General features: G+C 69.1%; 21 protein-coding genes. 14 read left to right on the top strand and 7 right to left on the bottom strand.

The features are described from left to right. Positions 1-89: 89 nt before the first annotated feature. The 5 genes from ACIQMV_RS35990 to ACIQMV_RS36010 all read right to left on the bottom strand — a co-directional run bounded on the left by ACIQMV_RS35990 (position 90) and on the right by ACIQMV_RS36010 (position 4542). Positions 90-1475 (bottom strand): mercuric reductase, encoded by a 1386-nt coding sequence (locus ACIQMV_RS35990; RefSeq protein ID WP_402597303.1) that lies wholly within the window; start codon positions 1473-1475, stop codon positions 90-92. A gap of 119 nt (positions 1476-1594) precedes the next feature. Further along, the gene (locus tag ACIQMV_RS35995; RefSeq protein ID WP_402597304.1) at positions 1595-2719 is read right to left on the bottom strand and encodes a zinc-binding alcohol dehydrogenase family protein; all 1125 of its coding nucleotides are present in this window, start codon (positions 2717-2719) and stop codon (positions 1595-1597) included. Between the two features lie 114 nt (positions 2720-2833). Then, positions 2834-3001, bottom strand: a complete 168-nt coding sequence (locus ACIQMV_RS36000; RefSeq protein WP_402597305.1) for a hypothetical protein — start codon at positions 2999-3001, stop codon at positions 2834-2836. A gap of 4 nt (positions 3002-3005) precedes the next feature. Further along, entirely contained in the window at positions 3006-3485 is a 480-nt protein-coding gene (locus tag ACIQMV_RS36005) for an HPP family protein (RefSeq protein ID WP_401774542.1), read from the bottom strand. Between the two features lie 355 nt (positions 3486-3840). Continuing rightward, the gene (locus ACIQMV_RS36010) at positions 3841-4542 is read right to left on the bottom strand and encodes a haloacid dehalogenase type II (protein ID WP_402597306.1); all 702 of its coding nucleotides are present in this window, start codon (positions 4540-4542) and stop codon (positions 3841-3843) included. Positions 4543-4850: 308 nt separating this feature from the next. Here ACIQMV_RS36010 and ACIQMV_RS36015 point away from each other — a divergent pair, with 308 nt between their 5' ends. From ACIQMV_RS36015 to ACIQMV_RS36025, 3 genes are all read left to right on the top strand, one after another. Continuing rightward, on the top strand, positions 4851-6509 hold the full coding sequence (locus ACIQMV_RS36015; RefSeq protein WP_402597307.1) for a penicillin-binding transpeptidase domain-containing protein: 1659 nt from the start codon (positions 4851-4853) through the stop codon (positions 6507-6509). 238 nt (positions 6510-6747) lie between these two features. Further along, on the top strand, positions 6748-7539 hold the full coding sequence (locus tag ACIQMV_RS36020; protein WP_402597308.1) for an SAM-dependent methyltransferase: 792 nt from the start codon (positions 6748-6750) through the stop codon (positions 7537-7539). Positions 7540-7886: 347 nt separating this feature from the next. Next, positions 7887-8138: a hypothetical protein gene (locus ACIQMV_RS36025; protein WP_402597309.1), complete on the top strand. Its 252-nt coding sequence runs from the start codon at positions 7887-7889 to the stop codon at positions 8136-8138. 88 nt (positions 8139-8226) lie between these two features. Here ACIQMV_RS36025 and ACIQMV_RS36030 read toward each other — a convergent pair whose 3' ends face one another. Beyond that, positions 8227-9846, bottom strand: coding sequence for an ABC transporter ATP-binding protein/permease (locus ACIQMV_RS36030; RefSeq protein ID WP_402597310.1), 1620 nt, complete (start codon positions 9844-9846; stop codon positions 8227-8229). Positions 9847-9892: 46 nt separating this feature from the next. Here ACIQMV_RS36030 and ACIQMV_RS36035 point away from each other — a divergent pair, with 46 nt between their 5' ends. From ACIQMV_RS36035 to ACIQMV_RS36080, 10 genes are all read left to right on the top strand, one after another. Beyond that, positions 9893-10525, top strand: coding sequence for a TetR/AcrR family transcriptional regulator (locus ACIQMV_RS36035; RefSeq protein WP_402597311.1), 633 nt, complete (start codon positions 9893-9895; stop codon positions 10523-10525). A 481-nt stretch (positions 10526-11006) separates the two neighbouring features. Continuing rightward, positions 11007-11933, top strand: coding sequence for an aminoglycoside phosphotransferase family protein (locus tag ACIQMV_RS36040; RefSeq protein ID WP_402597312.1), 927 nt, complete (start codon positions 11007-11009; stop codon positions 11931-11933). A gap of 470 nt (positions 11934-12403) precedes the next feature. Beyond that, complete coding sequence (locus tag ACIQMV_RS36045; RefSeq protein WP_141364228.1) at positions 12404-13393, top strand: ABC transporter substrate-binding protein; 990 nt, start codon at positions 12404-12406, stop codon at positions 13391-13393. Position 13394: 1 nt separating this feature from the next. Beyond that, positions 13395-14174, top strand: coding sequence for an ABC transporter permease (locus ACIQMV_RS36050; protein WP_402597313.1), 780 nt, complete (start codon positions 13395-13397; stop codon positions 14172-14174). Continuing rightward, complete coding sequence (locus ACIQMV_RS36055) at positions 14171-14938, top strand: ABC transporter permease (RefSeq protein WP_401774513.1); 768 nt, start codon at positions 14171-14173, stop codon at positions 14936-14938. The genes ACIQMV_RS36050 and ACIQMV_RS36055 overlap by 4 nt, the downstream gene beginning before the upstream one ends. 29 nt (positions 14939-14967) lie before the next feature. Next, the gene (locus ACIQMV_RS36060; RefSeq protein WP_141364234.1) at positions 14968-15831 is read left to right on the top strand and encodes an ABC transporter ATP-binding protein; all 864 of its coding nucleotides are present in this window, start codon (positions 14968-14970) and stop codon (positions 15829-15831) included. Beyond that, entirely contained in the window at positions 15828-16313 is a 486-nt protein-coding gene (locus tag ACIQMV_RS36065; protein WP_141364236.1) for a MarR family winged helix-turn-helix transcriptional regulator, read from the top strand. The genes ACIQMV_RS36060 and ACIQMV_RS36065 overlap by 4 nt, the downstream gene beginning before the upstream one ends. Next, positions 16310-17479 (top strand): aryl-sulfate sulfotransferase, encoded by a 1170-nt coding sequence (locus ACIQMV_RS36070; protein ID WP_402597314.1) that lies wholly within the window; start codon positions 16310-16312, stop codon positions 17477-17479. The genes ACIQMV_RS36065 and ACIQMV_RS36070 overlap by 4 nt, the downstream gene beginning before the upstream one ends. Further along, complete coding sequence (locus tag ACIQMV_RS36075) at positions 17476-18309, top strand: MBL fold metallo-hydrolase (protein WP_402597315.1); 834 nt, start codon at positions 17476-17478, stop codon at positions 18307-18309. The genes ACIQMV_RS36070 and ACIQMV_RS36075 overlap by 4 nt, the downstream gene beginning before the upstream one ends. A gap of 18 nt (positions 18310-18327) precedes the next feature. Further along, positions 18328-19209: an alpha/beta fold hydrolase gene (locus ACIQMV_RS36080; protein WP_402597316.1), complete on the top strand. Its 882-nt coding sequence runs from the start codon at positions 18328-18330 to the stop codon at positions 19207-19209. A 396-nt stretch (positions 19210-19605) separates the two neighbouring features. Here the strand turns inward: ACIQMV_RS36080 and ACIQMV_RS36085 are convergent, their stop codons facing one another. Then, positions 19606-20001 (bottom strand): HAD hydrolase family protein, encoded by a 396-nt coding sequence (locus tag ACIQMV_RS36085; RefSeq protein WP_402597317.1) that lies wholly within the window; start codon positions 19999-20001, stop codon positions 19606-19608. Between ACIQMV_RS36085 and ACIQMV_RS36090 the strand changes: the two genes are divergently transcribed. After that, positions 19898-20257, top strand: coding sequence for an ArsR/SmtB family transcription factor (locus ACIQMV_RS36090; protein ID WP_402597318.1), 360 nt, complete (start codon positions 19898-19900; stop codon positions 20255-20257). The two genes, ACIQMV_RS36085 and ACIQMV_RS36090, sit on opposite strands and share 104 nt — an antisense overlap. Positions 20258-20412: the final 155 nt, after the last annotated feature.

A 20412-nucleotide genomic window follows, 5' to 3' on the forward strand; every position in this document is an offset into this window, starting at 1 on the left:
GCGGCAGGGCGGAGCCCTGCCAACCGACGACAACGCGGCGAGGCGCGGCACCAGGGCCCGCGAGCCCGGCATGATCCAAACGAGAGGCCCTAGGCGTCGAGCGTCATGAAGAGGCTGTTGAGGCCCTCCGCCAGCAACGGGTGCGTGAAGACGGCGTTGGCCATCGCGGTGTACGGGAGCTTGCCCAGCATGGCGACCTGGATGATCGTCATGATCTCGCCGCCTTCCGTGCCGAGCACGGCGGCGCCGAGGATCTGCTGTGTGCGCGCGTCGACGACGGCCTTCATGAACCCGCGTGTCTCCCCGGTCTCCAGGGCACGGATGACGGCGTTCATCGGCAGCTTCGCGACGCGGACCTCGCGGTTCTGCTCCCTGGCCTGCCGTTCGGTCATGCCGACGCGGCCGAGCTGCGGATCGATGAACACGGTGTACGGGACGATCCTGTCCCGGGTGCTGGCCTTCTCGTGGCCCAGCAAGTTGGCGTGGAGGATCCGGTAATCGTCGTAGGAAAGGTGGGTGAAGGCCGGGCCGCCCTTGACGTCGCCCATGGCGTAGACGCCGGGGACGGAGGTTTCCAGATGCTCATCGACCTCGATGAAGCCGTTGTCGCGCAGCCGGATGCCGGCCGCCGCCGACGCGAGCGCTTCCGTGTTGGGGACGCGGCCGGTAGCCGACAGCAGGTGGGAGCCCTCGACCTGCTGTTCGCCGTCCGGCGTGCGAACGGTCAGCCGCACTCCGCCGTCGGCCTCCTCGATCCGGTCCGGCGTCGTCGAAGTCAGGACCGTGATCCCGTCATCGCGCAAGATGGCGGCGACCCCGTCGGAGACGTCATCGTCCTCTCTCATCATCAGGCGCGGGCGGGTCTGGACGATCGTGACCTCGCTGCCGAACCTGCGGAACATCTGCCCGAACTCCAGCCCGATGTAGCCGCCGCCGAGGATGATCAGGTGCTCGGGGAGTGTGCCCAGCTCCATGATCGACGTTGAGTCCAGGACAGGGACGTTCTGGGCGCCGCCGATCGCCAGGGGCTTGGGCCTGGTGCCCGTGTCGATGACGATCACCGGTGCGCTGATCTCGTGCGTCCGGCCGTCCCTCATGGCGATCTCGATCGTCTTGGGCCCCGTGAAACGGGCCTCGCCTTCGATGAGGTGGAGCCCGTCCTGCGCCAGGCGGCTGGCGTAGTTCTCCCGCGCACCCGCGACCATCGCCCGCTTGCGCTCCCGCACGGCGGCGAGGTCGACCGACACCGGACCGGTCCGCACACCGAACTCCGTGCCGCGTCGTGCCAGGTGGGCGAGGTGTGCGCTGGCGACCATCGTCTTCGTCGGGGTGCACCCGGTGTTCACGCAGACGCCGCCGAGGTGGTCGCGCTCGACAAGCGCCACCTTCTTGCCCGCCTTCGCCAGATCGACGGGGAGGAACCGGCCGCCCTGGCTGGTCCCGATCACAATCACGTCATAGCTCTCGTCTGCCACAGCGAGATCGTAACTCTATGCTTACATGTGTGCACTCAGAGTGCTTGGCGGGTCTGTTCCATGGCTTCGCATTGCACGGAGCGCGGGCGCGATCGTGGGTGGCTGTTCGGCCGGTGTTGTCAGCGGTCGGAAGAAGTGCCCGGGACCAGGTCGCGATCCACGATCACCGCCACCTTGCCCACGACGCCATGGCCCGCTTTCAGCGACTGCAGCCCCGCACTGATTGCCTCGACGGTGCTGTCGATGGTCCGGCCGATGTGCGGGACCACAAGTCCCTGCGTCGCCCACTCCATGGCCAGAGCCATCCCGCGTCGGAGAAAGGCGCGCGCCTCGCTGTCGAGCGTGGCGGGTTCGGAGAAGTAGCGCAGCAGATTGACGTCGACCCGCTTGGCGCCGCGCTCGGCCAACATGGCATCCACCGGGCTCTGTGTTTCGACCAAGCGCGTCGTCCTGCCGGGGCCGACGCCGAGCACGATCCAGCTGCCGCCTCGCCGGACGGTCCTCGCGGTCTCGACAAAGCCGTGCTCGCTGTAGGTGGCGTCGAAGACGAGGTCAACGCCCTGATCATCAGTGAGCTGGGCGATTTCGGCGGGGATGTCGTCGCGCTTGTAGTCGAAGACATGGTGGGCGCCGGACTGCCGGGCCAGCGCGATTGATTGCGGCGTGCTGCCGCTGCTGATGACCAGTCCGGCCCCCAGAGCACGCGCCGCCATCTGCACGGCCAGATGGCCGACACCGCCCCCGCCGCCCGGGACATAGATCGAGTCACCGGCCTGGACCGCCCGGTAAAGACCCGCGAAAGCGGACAGGAAGGCCATCGGCAGCGCCGCCGCATCGCGGAAGCCCAGCGACGGTGGCTTGCGAGCCGTGAGGAACCGCTGTGTGAGGGCATAGCCGACGTCGCCTCCGCCCGCGCCGGTTGCGACCCAGCCGCCATCGCCGTTCAAGTCGGCCATGGCGGCCACCGCGTCGCCGACGGCCACGCCACTCACAGCAGGGCCCACGGCGACCACCACGCCGGCCAGGTCGAGACCGAGAGCGACCGGGGGCGTCCGTCCCATGAAATTGAGGTCGGCCAGCTTGTACTCCAGTGGGTTGAGCGACGAGGCGGCGACGCGGATCAGAACCTGGTCGTTTGCCGGTTGCCGGACAGGAACACGCACCGCCTCGAGCGGCAGCCCAGCTCGGTCTCTTGTGTAACCGACGCCGAGAAACGTCTCCGGAATCGTCTCAGCCTGCTTCATGGCATCGCCTCCTCGCAGCCGCTCAGGGAAGGGAAGACCCGCCACCCGAAGCTGTCCCCGAATCCCTGTTTCCGATTGTCACGGGCCTGCGTGGTGCCGCCAGTGGGACGGCGGTCAGGTGACCTTGGATTCAGGAAGCGAGGTGCCGAACGCGGCCAGGGCGGCGCCGACCGTCATCCGGCCGGCGTTCGAGCACAGGCCGATCCGCTTCACCGCGTCGGCGAACCGCTCGCGGCAGAAGCAGGCAGCGGCCCGCGCCTCCGGCGACGCCACATCCACCACAACCTCAGTCGTGGAAGGCCCGGCGGGTGCGCTCGCGGAGCCACGGGATCTTGGCAAGTGCGACCGCAGACGTGATCACGATGGCGAGGCCGGTGAGCATGCCGAACAGCGGCAAGCCGGGTCGGGCGATGCCGGACGTGATCATCAGGGCGGTCGCGGCGGCCGGCGGGTGGTGGGCGTCGAGCACGACCAGGGCGAGCAGCGTCAGGCCAACCCCCAGAGCCTGGGCGCCGATCTGCGGCAGTGTGTCGGCGTGCTGCTCGACGATCGAGGGGCGCCGCCACAGTCCGAAGGCTGCGAGGCAGGCCAGTCCGCTGACGGTCGCCGCCGCGTGGCCCAGCAGGGCGCTGCGCACCTGAGCGGCCTCGGTATCCGGGTGGGCCAGCAGAAGATACGCGGTGGGACCGACCGTCGTGGTGAGCACCATCAGCCCGATCAGATGACCGATGACGCCGGTCGCGGTGAGCAGCGCGGCGGCCAGCACGAACAGCCGTCCCCCCGCCAGCAGCCTGGTCCTCAGCGGTCCTCACCGCCCAAGCGCTTCCCGATGACGAAGTCATCCACCCCACTCGAGGGCCGGCCGGCTACCTGTCTCACCACGGAGTGATCAACGACGGGGCGTCTTGCACGTCACGGAGTGTCGTTGCGGTACTGGCAATCCAGCCGGACTTCTGCATTTCTTCCCGTCAACGGCCTGCCGGTGGGCAGTGGGCAGGGGGCAGTGTGCAGCGTCACGCGACAGCCCGCCCTCAGACGGCAGAAGACATGAGGGCCAACCGCCGACCCGGTCAGCTCCCCGACCCTGCTGACGAATCGAGGTCAACGCCCGCCCATGGCGGTCACACGTGATCCGGGCCGTGAGCGCCATACCGCTCGATCAGCTGGTCGGCGATCGCATCAAGGTCCTGCCCGACGTAGTTGGGCTGCGGGCCGACGTCGAGTGGCGCGTTGCCCTCCCGAAGGATGAGCGCGGCCTGCCAGCCGGCCGCCACAGCGCCGATCGTGTCCCAGACGTGGCACGCGATCAGGCAGATGTCGCCAGGCTCGACTTCGAGTGCACCGGCCACTGTGTGGTAGGCCTCTGGAGCCGGCTTGTGACGTCGCACGGTCGCGTCGACGCTGAAGCGCCGCTCGAACAGGTCGATCACGCCCGCCCGCTCCAGCTGCCGCTTGGAGATCTCCAGCGTGTTGTCGGTGAGCGTGAACAGCCGGAAGCCGTGGTCGTGGAGTCGGCGCAGGGCCGCTGGGACTTCGGGGTGGGGCGGCATGGTGGCGAACCGGTCTGTCAGCTCGGCACTGTCGGCGCCACTGATCGTGATGTTGCGTGTGGCGGCGAGCATCCGGAGCACGGCACCGCCGATGTCGGTGAACGGAACGTACGCTCCGCTGAGCGTGAGCGCCTCAGAGTAGGTGATCAGGTTGGCGAACCACAGGCGCAGGGCGGCGGGGTCGTTGAAAATCCTGTTGAAGGTGGGGTGGAGCGACTCCAGATCGAGCAGGGTCTCGTTGACGTCGAAAACTACCATCGGTCGCTCAGGCACAACTGGGTCTTCCTTCATACATGGGGCAGAAGAGGTGGACCGCCGCCATAGCTTTTGGGGTGGCCAATCCGGGCGCCTGAGAGCCGCGCGAGCTTACCAGAACTCCCCGCAAAGACGCCATCGACTGTATGTGGTGCGAGCGATGCGGTGGGCGACCGTACATGAGGGCGCCACGCATCTCTGTGCCTTGTCACTCACCTGTACCAGGACCTGTCCGGGCGATCACGTTGGCCGCGGCTTGACGGTCCGATAACGATCTGTCGAAAGCCGGTGCCTGCACAGCGCGAAGCAAACATATGATCCATCGCATGAACAGAGCTGTGAAGATCGGCATTGCCGGTACGTGCACGGCGCTGCTCGTCACGGGGGGAATCGGCGCGTACAACATCGTGCATGGGCTGACCTCCGGAGCTGCGGGCGGCGGTCGGGCCGAGGCCGGGCAGTCCGTCGACCCAGCGGCCGTATCAGCCTCACCGCCGTCGGACGCCAAGGCCGTGAAGCTGACCCGGGCGTTCCTGGACAGCTGGTCCGAGCAGCACCTCGACGGCGCGGCGAGCGACACCGACGCGCCGGACACGGCCGCGCGGGCGTTGCAGATGTACACCGACGGACTGGACCTGAAGAAGCTGACCTTCGGTCAGGTCACTGCGGTGGGCCGGTCGACGGTCACGCCAGGCGCCACCAAGGTCACCTTCCTCGTCACGGCCCAGGTGGCGGGCGGAACCTGGATCTACCCGAGCGCTGTGGCGGTGGTGCAGAGCACGGGCGGCCAGATGGCCGTGCACTGGAACAACTCGGTGCTCTACCCCGGACTGGGCGAGGACCAGTCGCTGACCGCAGGCGCGCTTCCCGCCGACGCGACCACCGCCAGGGTCGTCGCCAGCGATGGGAAGACGGACCTGGCCACGTTCCGCTCGCTACAGGGCATCACGGCGACCATCCGCGAGAACGCCACGCCCACCGGTGGAAGCACCGGCACTGGTGTGGCCGTGGTCGACGCCGGTGGTGCGGGTGTCGAGACGCTGCAGGTCTTCTCCAAGGGGAAGGCCCCGGTGATCAGGACGACCATCGATGCGCGCCTCCAGGCCGTGGCCGAGGGGGCCGTGAAGGACGATCACCTGAGGGAGAGGGCGGCCGGCGCGGTGGCGCTCGACTGGAGGAACGGCCACATCCTCGCGATCGCCCACACGGGCGCGGACGGTGACATCGCTGTCAACGGCATCAAGTCGCCGGGCTCCACCATGAAGATCATCACCTCTGCCGCCCTGTTCGACCAGGTGGGCCTCACCCCGAGCAGTCCTGCCCCGTGCACGGATTCTCTGATCGCCAACAGCCAGTCCTTCCACAACGACTCGGGCGTGAGGGCCAACGCCAACGCCACCATCGCCCAGGCGTTCACCGTGTCGTGCAACACCTCCTTCATCAAGGACGGCTTCCGCTACCTGGTGCACGACGGGGATGCCTCCGCTCTGCACGACGAGGCTGTGAACGTGTTCGGCATGGGCAGCTGGTCGATCGGCGGCGGGGTCGCCACCACCGACCCGAGCATTCCGCCGGACGTTCAGGACGGAGACCAGGCAGCCCAGTTCATCGGCCAGGGCAAGGTCGCGGCCACGCCGCTCTTCATGGCGTCCGTGGCGGCCACTGTGCGCAACGCCGGCTTCAAGCAGCCGATCATCCTGCCAGGCCAGCACCAGGACACCGCGCCGCGGCCCATCTCCGCCCGTACGGCCGGATACCTGCAATCCATGATGCGCAGCGTGGCCACCAGCGGTACCGCGGCGCCGCGCCTGGGCGGGCTGGCCGGCGTCGGCGCCAAGACGGGCACCGCTGAGGAGGGCGACAGCACCAACGGCTGGCTGACCGCGTACAACTCCCGTATCGCCGTGGCCGCGTTGGTCGTAGGCGGCCGCTCCGGCGTCGACTCCGCCGGCTACGTCGTCCGTCCGCTGCTGACCGCGAACTGACTCAACCTCAGGACCTGGGCCGACAGCCTGGAAGTCACGGTTGACACAGGGGAGTTGTCGTCTCGGGGACGTCAACGACGCTCAGCTGCTGGGAAGAAGCTCTGGCTCATGCGCGCAGTGTGGTCCCGGCCTTGAACGGCAAGCCCTCGCCGTTCCGTTCGGCATATGGCCCGGAACGCGACCGAGTACGATGATCAAAAGGCGGCGGAGCCCCACCTCCCGGACGACGGAGTCTGCCATGACGACGGACCATTCGCAGTCTCATCGCATCGACACCAGCCGGGCTCACCCCGCGCGGGTCTACGACTGGCTGCTGGGCGGTAAGGACAACTACCCCGTCGACGAGGCGGTCGGCCAGACGCTGCCGCCCGAAGCGCGGGACGCGGCGCGGCAGAACCGCGCGTTCATGCACCGCGCGGCGGCCTACCTCGCCGCCCAGGGCGTCGACCAGTTCCTGGACATCGGCACCGGCATCCCGACCGAGCCGAACCTTCACCAGATCGTGCAACGGACTGTGCCCACCGCCCGGATCGTCTACGCGGACAACGACCCGATCGTGCTGCGGCACGCGGAGGCCCTGCTGGTCAGCTGCCCTGAGGGTGCCACGGACTACATCCAGGCCGATGTGCGCGAGCCGGACGAGATAGTGCGGCACGCCCGGCAAGTGCTGGACTTCGACCGGCCTGTCGCCCTGTCGCTGATCGCCCTGATGCACTTCATCCGCGACGACCAGAATGCCCACGGCATCGTCAAGGGCCTGGTCGACACACTCCCGTCCGGCAGCCACCTGGTCCTCTCGCACGCCGCGATCGACCTCTTCCCCGAACTGGCGGAGCAGGTGATCGCCCAGTACGCCAAAGGCGGCATCCGCCTCAGCTTCCGCACCCGGGAGGAGGTGGCCCGCTTCTTCGACGGACTGGAGCTGGTGCCGCCGGGCCTGGTCACCGCCACCGAGTGGTACGGCGCGGACCAGGACCTGTCCTCACCGGAGGAGAGCGGCATCTACGCGGGCGTGGCCCGCATTCCCTGACCGGACGCCGGGCAGGGGCCCCGTGCGGCCCGGCAGCGGACCGAGTCCGTGTCCCCGTACGGCGCCCCACACAGCGTCAGCCTCGACACCGCGGATCGGGAATTGATCGCGGACGCCCACGCCCACGCCCCGCGGCTGGGCACGCGAGGGCGAACGCCACCAGCGCATCGCCGACCGCATCTCCGGACTTCTCGACGACCTTGGTCAACCCTCGGATGACGCCCATGAGAATCCGTGATCCGGGAGCCCGCTGAACCTGCCCGTCCGCCACAGCCTGGATGCGAGGTGGTGGTGCCGCAACGCGCGAGGCGTTGTCACAGCGGGGTGGTATCCATGCCCCATGAATATTGATCAAGCTGCGCGATCCGGCCCAACGGGCACGGCTCGCCGACATCCGCGACGATCTCATCGCCCGCGTCGCCGAGGCCGAGCGTGAAGGCTGGCTCGGCGAGGTGGAGGGCTTGCCGGTGAGGCCTCGCCGGCGCCCAGGACAAGCTCGCGCAGCTCGACGCCGAGGCGGCACGCCGATCCAATGGGTCAACCTCGGTCTGCCGACCTTCGGCCAGATCGGTCTCGGCTATGGGGCTCGTCCACGGTGACGCAACTGGTTGTGTTCCACGGCGAGTTGGTGATCGTGTGGGCGGCTCATGTGTTTCCTGCGCGGGTCCAGTGGTTTGTGAGGATGGCCTAGAGAGCCACCAGCCGCCCGCCGCGCCCTTGTAGCCGGACCGAGGCGAGGGTGCCGCACATCAGTGCCACGCCGAGGAGTGTGCCGCAGGCCGCCGCCGCGGTGTGCGCGTCGCCGTCGAGGGCGGCGTGCAGGCCCCGGGCAGCCCAGTAGCCGGGGGAGGCCGGGGCCACGTCCGCGACCCAGGCCGGCAGGACGCTGAGCGGGACGAGCGCGCCGCCGACGCTGCTGAGCAGCATGCCACCGATGTCGAAGGCGGCCGAGAGCTCGCCCATGCTGCGGGCCAGCACACCGAGCAGCGTACCGAGGCCGAGCAAGGTGCAACTCCAACTCAGCAGGACGCCCACCAGCAGAAACGGATGCGGAACGCTCAGCCCGAAGACACACGTGCTGAAGCCGACGATCAGGAGTTGCTGAGCGAGCAGGGCCGCGAAGACGGGGATCGCCTTGCCGACGAGCATCTCCGCGGGATGCAGCGGTGTGCCCCGCAGGCGATCCCACGTACGGCCGAGTCGTTCGGTGAGGATCGCGTTGCCGGAGATGCTGAGTGCGAGGAGCGAGAAGGTGACCAGCGTGCCGACGACCGCCTGTTCGGTGCCGGCCGTGCGGCCTTGTGCGGCCAGGTAGAGCGGGCGCAGCAGGGTGATGAAGACGAGCGGAAGGATCATCCGGCTCAGGATTGGGCCGGGTTCGCGCAGCATCAGCAGCGCGTTGTGGCGCATCAGGACGCTCAGGCGGGTGGCGGATTCACGCAGCGACATCTCGGGGCTCCGTCTTCTTCTTCTTCTTCTCGATCGCTGCGGCTTCCAGGGAGTGGTAGAGGTCGTCCAGGCTGGGGCGACGTATGTCGACGGAGACGGGCGTGCGGCCGGCGGCAAGCAGGGCTGCCAGGTCGGCAGACGCAGTTCGGGTTCGGCCGGGTCGGCGAAGGTGACCCGGAGTTCGCCCGGCAGGTGGCGGGTGAGCTCTTCCTGGGTCCCTCGCGCGATGACGCGCCCGTCCCGGGCGAGCGCCAACGTGGCGTCGAGATCAACGAGTTCCGGTAGGTAATGAGTCGTGTAGACGACGGCGGCGCCGGCTTCGGCGCGGGCCTTGACGGCGGCCAGCAGGGCCGAGCGGGTTTCCGGGTCGGCCCCGGCGGTCGGCTCGTCCAGCAGCAGTAACGGTGGAGAGCCGACCATGGCGGTCGCCGCCTGGACGCGGCGGCGCTGACCACCGGACAGGATCCCAACGGGCCGGTCCGCGACGGCTGCCAGGTGGAGCTCGTCCAGGACCCGGGCGATCTCGGCGTCTCGTCGCCGCCCACGCAGCCCGGCAAGTCCGGCGAGCAGCCGCAGGTTCTCCCGCACGGTGACGCTGCCGTACAAAGCCAACTCCTGCGGGGCCACGCCGAGGAGCCGGCGGGCGGCCCGGCCGGCACGCAGCGCGTCATGCGGGCCGATGCGCATCCGGCCCGCGTCGGGCGGCACGAGACCAGTGACGATCTCGACGAAAGTGGTCTTGCCGGCACCGTTGTGCCCGATCAGGCCAACGATCTCGCCGGGCGCGACCGTCAGGTCGAAGCCGTCGAGCGCGCGACGCCGACCGTAGCACTTCACCAATCCCTCTGCGGTGAGCATCCTGCCTCCATGGGGTCTACACCGTATACGTCTACACTGTAGACCCATGGGTGGCAGGCGTGAAGAGATACTGGACGCGGCACTGGCCATTGCCGACGAGCACGGCCTGGAAGCGGTTTCGATGCGCACGCTGGCCGACCGTGTCGGCGTCACACCGATGGCGTTGTACCGGCATGTCAAAGACAAGGCCGCGCTCCTGGATGGCATGGTCGGACGCCTGCTCGCCGCGCTCCTGCCGTCGGACACCGCCACGGATCAATCCTGGGACGAACGGCTGGGCGACCTCGCGCACGCTTGCCGCAAGGTGACCCAGCGGCACCCCTGGGCCGCGCACCTGCTCTTTTCGCGGCCTGCTGTCACACCGGACGCCGTGCGCGCGGTGGACATCATCTACACCGCCCTCATCGAAGCCGGAGTTCCCGAGCCCGAAGTGCCCAGGCTGGAGCGCCTGATCAGCACCTTCGTGATCGGGTTCGCCGCCTCCGAAGCCTCGGGCCGCTTCGCTCCCGGCGCCCTCGACCCGCGCAGCCGCCGCGGTCGACTCCCAGAAAGTGAACTCCCCGGCCACAGCAGACTCGGGCCCTGGCTGGACCTGCCCGTCGACCTCACCGCCGAGTTCGAGGCCGACCTGGACGACATCCGGCGACTGGTCGAGGCGGCCGCACGGCAACAGGAGTGACTGCGCCGCCTTCAGGTGCAAACGCTCCCCGGAAGGTGATCGTGGCCAAGTAACGCTGCGAATGGCCAACTATCGCTACGAGTCATATCGCTACGAGTCACAGACCCTATGGCCGGCAGGCGCCGGAAAACGAACGAGTGATGAATGCGGGTATGGCCGAGGAGGGGCGCCTGCTGATCTCTCACGGCGAAGGTTGAGTGGCTAGTGCTGTGGCCGGAACGGTTTGCCGGGAAGCTCGCGGCGTCCGGTGCTGGGGGCACCTCCCACGCCGTGCAGGCAGTGGGGGAGCCTCGCAAGGCGGAGCATTGCCCGCGTACGGGATGTACTCGGGTGATGCGTCAACGCGGCGTGGGGGTACCCCCGGCCGAAGGCTGGGGGAGTGCCGTGCCGGCCGTCGCGAGCCGGTGAACCTTTCCGGTCACAGCACTAGGTCTTCCGGAGAGCGAGGGCCGCTCCGCCTGTCCCAGTACTGTGGCTTCGCATGACCAACTCCGAGATCGAGATCACCGCGGACCTGGTCCACGACCTGCTGCAGGAGCAGCATCCGGACCTGGCAGGGCTGGCGATCCGCGAGGTAGCGGGCGGATGGGACAACCGGCAGTGGCGCCTCGGGGACGAGTTGGCGGTGCGCATGCCGCGTACGGAACGTGCCCCGGATCTCCAGCGCAAGGAGTGCCGATGGCTGCCCGTCCTGGCCCCGCGCCTGCCACTCCCGGTCCCGAACCCGGTGCGGATCGGTGAACCGTCCGCACGCTTCCCGAAGCCCTGGACCATCATGACGTGGGTTCCCGGCGAGCCACTGGACCACACCTCGATCAGCCGCGGCGACCACGCGGCCGACACCCTGGCGGGCTTCCTCAGGGCGCTCCATGTGGAGGCTCCCGCCGAGGCGCCGACCAGTTCGGACCGCGGCGCTCACCCCAAGAAGTGCACAGACGGCTTCGACTACTTCATGCAAGCCGTTGCACCCGGCGGCGTTGCCGACGTCGTCCGGGCCGTCTGGGATGATGCCGTCGCGGCCCCCGAGTGGGAGGGCCCGCCGGTGTGGGTGCACGGTGACCTTCATCCCGCAAACGTCGTCGTTGCGGATGGGACGCTCTCGGGTGTGATCGACTTCGGTGACATGTTCGCCGGCGATCCGGCGTGGGACCTCGCGGCCGCATGGGTGATCCTTCCCGCGGGTGCCGCCTCACGGTTCTTCGACGTGTACGCGCATGCGGACGAGGCGACGGTCCGACGCGCCCGCGGGCTGGCTGCTCTGAAAGGCCTGTTCCTCATGCTTATGGGCCAGAACGGAGATCAGGGCCTTCCTGGCGGCAAGCCGACATGGGGACCCGCAGGCCGGGCAGCGCTCGACCGTGTTCTGAGGGAGCGTTTGGATCTTGCTTCTCCGTTTCATTTGGCCTAGCTGTCGAGCCAGTTGAAGGCGGTCGGCGACCGCGCTGTTCGGGGCCTTCCGCACCGGGGTGGAGGACGAGCAGGCCAAGACCGGGCACGTCGTGTCGTGAAGAACAATCCGCCGGACCTGATCGACGTCCGTCCAGCCAAGGCGACCGTACGGCGAAAGTCCCGCCAGGGGAACCCTCCGAGCGCGCATTAGGTCGTACACAGAGCGATTGGTCGAGTCGCCACCGATCCTGTGGTCACTGCTATTGACTCTTGCTGCCGGCCTGGCTTAGCTAAAGATAGTTCGCATACGACCTATGTGCTCGGGCTTCGATCCGCCCCTTCCACCGAGAGGGACGTGTCGTCTCACGTTGCGGAAGCTCGGGCATTCGAACCCGGCGCCGCCTTACCACAGTTGGGCCCGGCACCGTCCGCGGCGAAGTCCGGATCCGCGGGCCCAGATTCCTCGCGCAGACCCTCTGAGAGGCCACCATGAAGAGCCGTCAACGAGCATTCGCGGCGACAGCCACGGTCCTGGCCATGGCCGGACTCGCCGCCTGCGGTTCGGGCGGCGCCGCCGACGCGGGCGCCCAGAACACCAAGACCCTCACGGTGGGAACCATCCCGATCGGACCCCAGGTGCCGCTTCTGATCGCGGAGAAGCACGGCTTCTTCAAGGAGCAGGGGCTCACCGTGAAGCCGCAGACCTCCACCGCTTTCGACGCCACCCTGGCCGGCGTCCTCAACGGCCAGTACGACATCGGCTTCGGCGCCGCTCCGCCGCTGCTCAGCGCCCTCTCCAAGGCGGCACCGGTGAAGGTCGTGGCCCAGACCGCCTCGATCGAAACGCCCCAGGGGCCGGGCAAGAGCGGCGCGGACGTGGACGTCATCGACCCGTCCATCAAACGGCCCCGTGACCTTGAGGGCAAGACGCTGGCCGTGACCTCGCTCAACGACCTCGGCGCCGTCGGACTGCGCGCCGCGGTCATGAAGGACGGCGGGGACCCGAAGTCCCTCAAGCTCGTGGAGATGCCCGGGGCCCAGCAGTTGGGCGCCCTGCTGTCGGGACGCGTGGCGTCGGCCAACTTCAACGAGCCGAACGCCGCGGTCGCCCGCGCGAACCCGAAGGTCAGGGTCCTCTTCGGCTACACCGACTACCTGCCCCAGGGCGCACCGCTCGACGTCTATTTCGCCAAGAACGACTTCATCCGCAAGAACCCCGCGACGCTCGAGAAGTTCAGGGCCGCACTCGCCAGGGCCGTCGCCTACGCCAACGAGCACCCCGACGAGGTGCGGGCGATCACCCAGAAGCTGTGGGAGAACGTCAGTGAGCAGATCGCGGCCAAGACGGTCATGCAGCGCTACAGCACCGACGTCGACAAGAAGGCACTCGACTCCCTGCAGGACGTGCTGACCCGCTATGCGGGTCTGGAGAAGCGGACCAGCCCCAACGACTTCTACTCCTACACCCCCGGGTCCTGACATGCCGTCGATACGCCGTACCGCGCTCGGCGCGCTCGGGGCCGCCGGCACACTGGCGGCCTGGGAACTGACCTCGCGTACCGGCCTGGTGCCCGAGACATCGCTCCCCTCCGCGTCGGCGGCCCTCGGCCACCTCGCCACCGAACTCGTCCAGGCCCGGACCTGGGCACAGACCGGCAGAACGCTCGCCCAGGCCGCCCTCGCCCTCCTGTTGTGCGTGGCCATCAACATCCCGCTGGGCATGCTGATCGGACGCATACCGGCCCTCGAGGCCTACACCCGGTCGACGATCAACTTCCTGCGCTCGATTCCCGGACTCGCCCTGATCCCCCTGTTCGTCCTCTTCCTCGGCGCCCAGCCGTCGATGGTCGTCCTCCTCACCGTCTTCGTCGCCGGATGGCCGCTGCTGATCTCCACGATCGAGGGAGCGAGGTCGGTCGAGCCGGTCTCACTCGACATGGCGCGCAGCTTCCGGCTCAGCCGTACCCGCACCCTGCTCCAGGTCGTCGTCCCAGCCGCCGGACCGTTCATCGTCACCGGGCTGCAGATCACCACGGTGGTCACCCTGCTGGTGGTGGTCGGCAGCGAGCTGATCGTCAGCGCTCCCGGTCTGGGACAGCAGATGGCGGTGGCCAACGCGGCAGGCGACGGGCTGTCGCTCTTCGCCCTCAGCGTCTGGACCGGCGTCCTCGGCGTCGCCGTCAACGTCGCCTTCCGCAGCGCCGAGAACAAGGTGATGGCCTGGCACCACGCGGCCACCGGCAACGGGAGGAAGGCATGACAGTCAGTACGCCTCGGCGTCTCCTCCGGGCCCTGGCCCTGCCCACGCTGCTGGTCATCGCCTGGGTCCTGGTCACCAACGCCGCCGACAACCTCTACGTCTCCACGCCGCAGGAGATCTGGGCCCGCGCCGTGACTTGGTGGCCCGACGGATGGCAGCAGGACCTGCTTCCGAGCGTCCGCAACATCCTGCTCGGCTTCACCCTGTCCGCCGTGGGCGGCGTGGTCATCGGCATGGCGATGGGGGCGTCCCGGACCTTGCGCGACCTGGTCACCCCGACGCTGGACTTCCTCCGGGCCGTGCCGAACGCCGCTCTGGTGCCATGTCTGCTGCTGATCATCGGCTTCTCGGCGAGCACCCGGGTGCTCGTGGTCTTCCTCAGCGCCGTCTGGCCCATTCTGCTGGGTGCCATGGACGGTGTGCTGTCCACGGACGCCCGGCTGCGCGATGTGGCGGACGCCTACCGTGTCCCACCCCTCACCCGGTTTGCGAAGGTGACGCTGCCCGCGGCGGCCCCGCACATCCTGGCCGGCATGAAGACCGCGCTCTCGGTGTCGATCGTCGTGGTCGTGATCAGCGAGATGTTCGGCGCCACCGAAGGCGTGGGGCACTTCATCATCGACTCGCAGCGCCATTTCGACATTGCCGGTGTGTGGCTGGGGACCATCGTCTTCGGAATCCTCGGATACACGCTCAACTCGCTCTACACCGTGGTGCAGCGACGCCTTCTGCGGTGGCACCCCTCCACGTGGATCTCCACATGACCCGCCCCTGCGGAAAGGAAGAGCCGGCCATGCCTGTATCGACGACCACGCGCACCGCGCCGGGCGCCCGCTCGCGCGACGACCGGACGCCCGTACTCGAGGCCATCGGCCTGGGGAAGTCCTACGGCCGCGGTGAGACGGCCAAGACGGTCCTGGACGGGGTGGACTTCACCGTCGCCGCACGGGAGTTCGTCTGCATCGTGGGGCACTCGGGCACGGGTAAGACCACCCTCCTGCGATGCCTGTCGGGCCTGATGCGGCCCACGACCGGTGAGGTCCGCTTCGAGGGCACACCCGTCACCGAGCCGCCCCCGGGAATGGCGGTGGTCTTCCAGGACTACAGCCGTTCCCTGCTGCCCTGGATGTCCGTGCGCTCCAACATCGTCCTGCCGCTGAAGGGCAAGGGCGTCCCGGCGAGCGAGCAGCAGGCCATCGCCGAGGAAGTACTCGACGCCGTGGGCCTCAGCGCCCATGCCGGCAAACTGCCTCACGAACTGTCCGGCGGCATGCAGCAACGTGTGGCCATCGCGCGCGCCCTCGCCTACCGCCCCGACGTGATGATCATGGACGAGCCCTTCGCGAGTGTGGACGCCCAGACGCGCGCCGAACTCGAGGACCTCACGCTCGGGCTGCGGCAGAAGTACTCCTCCAGCGTCGTCCTGGTCACCCACGACGTCGACGAGGCCGTCTATCTGGGAGATCGTGTCGTGGTACTGGGCGGCAGCCCCGCTTCCGTCCGGCGCGTCGAGGTCACCGGTCTCGGCGAATCCCGCGACCAGATCGAGACCAAGGCGCTGCCGAGGTTCGCCGAGGTACGGGGGAACGTCCTGAGCGAGATCCGGAACCAGTCCTCTGCGAGGGCCGCGAAAAGCCGAGAGGAAAAGATGGCATGACGGCACCAGAACTCAAGGGAAGCCCGGTGCCTTCGGCGGACGCCGCCGATCCCACCTGGGGCTTCCTCGCGAAGATCCGCCGACTCGTCCAGGTGTACGGCGCCGCGTGGTCCGCCGAGGTGTCCAGCGAGGTCACAGCCGTCCAGTTCGGGGCCCTTGCCGGACTGCACCGCGACCCCGGCCAGGATCAGAAGACCCTGGCCGCACGCCTGTCCATGGACAAGGCCACCGCCGCCGACGTCGTCAAGCGGATGACGCAGCGCGGTCTGATCCAGGTCCTGCGCGACCCCCACGACTCGCGGCGCAAGGTACTCATTCTGACCGAAGCCGGCCGTGAGACCGTGCAGCGGATCGCCCCTCGAGTGGACCGGCTGCGCCGTGAGGTGTTCGCCTCCCTGGCTCCCACCGAACAGGAAGCGTTCATCGGCGTGATCGACCGCCTCGTCATCGAACTCGAAACCCGGTTGGAGGACACTCCGTGACCCCCGTTGCCGCCACCGCGCAGTCGGCCATGACAGGGGCGGCCCCGCTCGACCAGGTCACACGACGCCGTACGGGGCTCGGCCTGCGTGCTCACGACCCCGCCCGGGCGTACCGCGGCTACACCCTCATCACCCCCAGCTTCGGCGGCCGCACGACCTACCTGATCGACATGGACGGGCAGGAGGTCCACCGGTGGGAGCTGCCCTGGCCGCCCGGCCTGGGCTCCCGGCTGACCGAGCGCGGCACCCTTCTGTACTCGGGGCGCATCGTCGACCGTGACCTGCCGTTCCTCGGAACCCTGCCCTTCAAGGGCGGCGTGGTGGCCGAGGTGGCGTGGGACAGCACGGTGCTGTGGTCCGTCGAGCACCCCACCCATCACCACGACGCCATCCTGCTGCGCAACGGCAACGTCCTGCTGCTCGGCCTGGAGGAGGTCCCGCCCGAGCTCCAACTGCGTGTGCGCGGCGGCGTCGACGACCCCGAGACGATGTACGTCGACACCCTGGTGGAGATGACCACGAGCGGCACGGTCGTCCGGGAGTGGTCCGGTGCCCGCCACCTCGACCCGGAGACCGACGTCATCGGCCCCGGACCCATGGACCGCAGCGAGTGGACCCACGCCAACGGAGTCGTGGAACTGCCGTGCGGCGACCTCCTCGTGAGCGCACGCCAGATCTCCACCCTGCTGGTCATCGACCGGGCCACGGGCCGCATCCGGCAGCGCATCGGCGCCGGAGTCCTCGCGGGCCAGCACGCGCCCTCGCTGATCGGCGACGACAAGGTCCTCGTCTTCGACAACGGATTCCAACGGCAGCACCCCGGCCCGCCCTTCTCCCGGCTGGTCGAATTCGACCTCTCCACCGGAGAGCCGGGCTGGACCTACACCGACCCCGTCCCCTTCGACTTCTTCAGCGCACTGCAGTCGAGCGCCCAGAGGCTCCCCGGCGGCAACACACTCGTCTGTGAGGGACTGACCGGCCGGGTCTTCGAGGTGACACCGGGTGGCGCCACGGTCTGGGAGTACGTCAATCCGTACTTCGTCGACAGCCCGCTGGGCAACCCGGCCCTCCAGCCCGCCAACCGGATGTTCCGCGCCTTGCGCTACTCACCCGAACTGATCGCACCCCTGCTGGGGGCCCGAACCACCTCTGAGGAAGGCCAGTGAAGCTAGTTCTGCTCGGCACCGCCGGCGGTCCCAGGCCGTCCGTCCACCGCGCCGCCCCCGCCCAGGCCATCGTCCACCGTGACCAGGTGCACGTCGTCGACTGCGGCAACGGCGTCGCCCGTCAGATGGCCGCGGCCGGACTGCGCCTGGACAAGCTGGCCGGGATCTACATCACCCACCACCACGCCGACCACATGGTCGACGTGGGCGCGCTTCCCCTTCTCGCCTGGACCGACGGCATGACGGAGCCGGTCGGCATCCACGGCCCGGCCGGCATCACCGCCAGCGTCGGTCACTTCGTGGAAATGATGCGGATCGAGCTGGAGTCCCGCACCAGCACGACGGGCCGCGCCGCCTTCCCGTCGCTGCTCCACTGCCACGACCTCACCGGCCCCGGCGTGGTCCACGAGAGCGACGGGCTGCGCGTCACGGCGACCCTGGTGGACCACCCGCCGTTCGAGCACGCCCTCGCCTACCGCTTCGACGGCGACGGCCGATCAGTGGTCATCTCCGGCGACACCCGTTACTCGCCGAAGCTCGCCGAACTCGCCACCGGAGCCGACGTCCTCGTCCACGAGGCGATCTACGAGGAGGCGCTGGCCGAACAGCTTCGCGGCGCCCGGGCCGCCACACTCCGGGAGCACCTCGTCAGTTGCCACACCACCGCACAGGACGCGGGCCGCCTCGCCAAGGAGGCCGGCGTACGCACCCTCGTGCTCTCCCACCTCGTACCGCACCACCCCACGGTCACCGAAGAGATGTGGCGCGACGCCGCCGCCTCACAGTTCGACGGCGAGATCATCGTCGGCCGCGATCTGCTCGACATCTGAAACCCAGGGAGAAAGCGCATGACCCACACGCCCCGCCGCGGCGGAGCCCCGGCGAAGGCCGGCACCGTGCTCGCGAACGGCGTCGAGTTGTACTACGAGCTGCGCGGCACCGGAACGCCACTGCTGATGATCCCCGGAGCCGGTGGCGACGCCGGCACCTACGAGGACGCCGCCAGGCTCTTGGCCGAGCACTTCACCGTGATCACCTACGACCGTCGCGGCAATTCCCGCAGTTCACACCCAGAAGGATGGACCGCGACCTCACCCGACGAACAGGCCGACGACGCGGCGGCGCTGCTGCGCGCCCTCGACCTGGCGCCGGCCCACGTCTTCGGCAACAGCAGCGGCGCCACCATCACGTTGAACCTCTCCCTTCGCCACCCGGAAGTCGTCCGCAACGCGGTCGCCCATGAACCACCCAAGATCGGGACGATGCCCGAGCGCGACGACCTGCTCGCCGCGATGCGCGACCGTGCCGAGGAGGCCAGGAAGCGGGGCGGGTACCGCGAGTCGATGGCCGACTTCAGCGGCTGGCTCACCGGCACCACACGGGAGCGCAATGAGGACCTCGCGGAGCGGACCCTCGACAACGGTGAGGTGTGGGTGACCCGTGAACTCGGCGTCGTCGATCGCTGGGACCCTCCGGTCGACGTCGTGGCCGACCACCGGATTCCCGTCACGGTGGCCGTCGGCTCCGAGGGCGGGACGGAACTGCACCAGGAACTGCTGGGCCGCTACCGCTCCGCGCTCGAGAACCTCGCCCGGCGCATCGGTGCCGACTTCACCTCCATGTCCGGCGGGCATGTTCCGTACGCGACCCATGTCCGCGACTTCGTGCCGCAGCTTCTGACTCTGCTCCAGCAGCATGACGGACCGGAACCGGGCGGTGAGGGAGCCTGATCCGGCTGTGATGGCCACCGCGCCGCTCCGTGCGGTGCGGCGGCCGGTGTGCTCGCGGTGCGGGGCGAGAATCACCGACCGGCCCGGCGTCGCCCGGACGTGGTGCTGGGCGACCGCGGCCACGGCCACGACAAGTACCGCGTCCGGTCCGGGACCTCGGAGCGAAGCCACTGATCGCCCGCCGCGGCACCGGGCACGGCTCCGGCCTCGGCGCCCAACGCCGGGTCGTGGAAAGTGCGTTCGCTCACCCGCACTGGTTCCGCTGCCCGCGGATCCGCTGGGGTGTCCGCGACCTGCGAAGTCTTGGGGTGCCGCAGCAGCAGCAGCAGCCGCGGCAGACGGTGACGGTGGGCCGCTCCGCCCCCGGGGCGGGGGCGGAGCACCGGGCGCCTCTGCTCACGCGGTGTCCCTGGTGAGTCGGGGCCAGGCGGCCTCGCGCAGCAGGCGCAGGCCGTTGAGGCCGACGAGGACGGTGGAGCCCTCGTGCCCGGCGACGCCCAGAGACAGGGGGAGTGTGCCGATCAGGTCCCATGCGACCAGGACGGTAATGAACGCCCCGGCGACGACCAGGTTCTGGATGACGAGGCGGCGCGCGGTGCGGGACAGCTGCACGACGGACGGGATGGTGGCCAGTTCGTCGCGGACGACGACGGCGTCGGCGGTCTCCAGGGCGAGGTCGGAGCCGGCCTTGCCCATCGCGATCCCGGAGTGCGCTGCGGCCAGCGCGGGGGCGTCGTTGACTCCGTCACCGACGACGAGCACCCGCTTCCCCTCGGCCTCCCACTCCTTCACCGCGGCCGCCTTGTGCTCGGTCGGCGAGCTCGCGGAGGCCGTCGGCATGGAAGCCTCCGCCTGCTCCCACCAGCTTCGCCTGCTGCGCAACCTCGGTCTGGTGACCGGTGAGCGGCGAGGACGGTCGATCATCTACGCCCTCTACGACAACCACGTCGCTGAACTCCTCGACCAGGCCCTCTATCACGTCGAGCACCTGCGCCTGGGGGTCCATGACATCCCGGCCGAGCGCTCCGAGCCCGCCGCTGTCGACTGAGAGCGGACCGACGACCGGGGAGGTTCGGCGGAGCACCTCGAAGCGCGCCACTCGCCATGGGCTGACTCCGCCGGCCGACGACAGGGCGAACACCGCCTGATGCGGCAACAGGTCGTTCTCGTCAAGGCGTTCGCCGACGTCACCGCCCGGCATCG

This window comes from Streptomyces sp. NPDC091412 (assembly GCF_044756885.1).
Lineage (GTDB): Bacteria > Actinomycetota > Actinomycetes > Streptomycetales > Streptomycetaceae > Streptomyces.

What these genes read in the sequence shown, in the direction of transcription:
- ACIQMV_RS35995 (WP_402597304.1), bottom strand. Translation starts at nt 2,719, where the DNA reads ATGAAGCAGGCTGAGACGATTCCGGAGACGTTTCTCGGCGTCGGTTAC.
- ACIQMV_RS36015 (WP_402597307.1), top strand. Translation starts at nt 4,851, where the DNA reads ATGAACAGAGCTGTGAAGATCGGCATTGCCGGTACGTGCACGGCGCTG.
- ACIQMV_RS36020 (WP_402597308.1), top strand. Translation starts at nt 6,748, where the DNA reads ATGACGACGGACCATTCGCAGTCTCATCGCATCGACACCAGCCGGGCT.
- ACIQMV_RS36030 (WP_402597310.1), bottom strand. Translation starts at nt 9,846, where the DNA reads ATGCTCACCGCAGAGGGATTGGTGAAGTGCTACGGTCGGCGTCGCGCG.
- ACIQMV_RS36035 (WP_402597311.1), top strand. Translation starts at nt 9,893, where the DNA reads ATGGGTGGCAGGCGTGAAGAGATACTGGACGCGGCACTGGCCATTGCC.
- ACIQMV_RS36040 (WP_402597312.1), top strand. Translation starts at nt 11,007, where the DNA reads ATGACCAACTCCGAGATCGAGATCACCGCGGACCTGGTCCACGACCTG.
- ACIQMV_RS36045 (WP_141364228.1), top strand. Translation starts at nt 12,404, where the DNA reads ATGAAGAGCCGTCAACGAGCATTCGCGGCGACAGCCACGGTCCTGGCC.
- ACIQMV_RS36050 (WP_402597313.1), top strand. Translation starts at nt 13,395, where the DNA reads ATGCCGTCGATACGCCGTACCGCGCTCGGCGCGCTCGGGGCCGCCGGC.
- ACIQMV_RS36055 (WP_401774513.1), top strand. Translation starts at nt 14,171, where the DNA reads ATGACAGTCAGTACGCCTCGGCGTCTCCTCCGGGCCCTGGCCCTGCCC.
- ACIQMV_RS36060 (WP_141364234.1), top strand. Translation starts at nt 14,968, where the DNA reads ATGCCTGTATCGACGACCACGCGCACCGCGCCGGGCGCCCGCTCGCGC.
- ACIQMV_RS36065 (WP_141364236.1), top strand. Translation starts at nt 15,828, where the DNA reads ATGACGGCACCAGAACTCAAGGGAAGCCCGGTGCCTTCGGCGGACGCC.
- ACIQMV_RS36080 (WP_402597316.1), top strand. Translation starts at nt 18,328, where the DNA reads ATGACCCACACGCCCCGCCGCGGCGGAGCCCCGGCGAAGGCCGGCACC.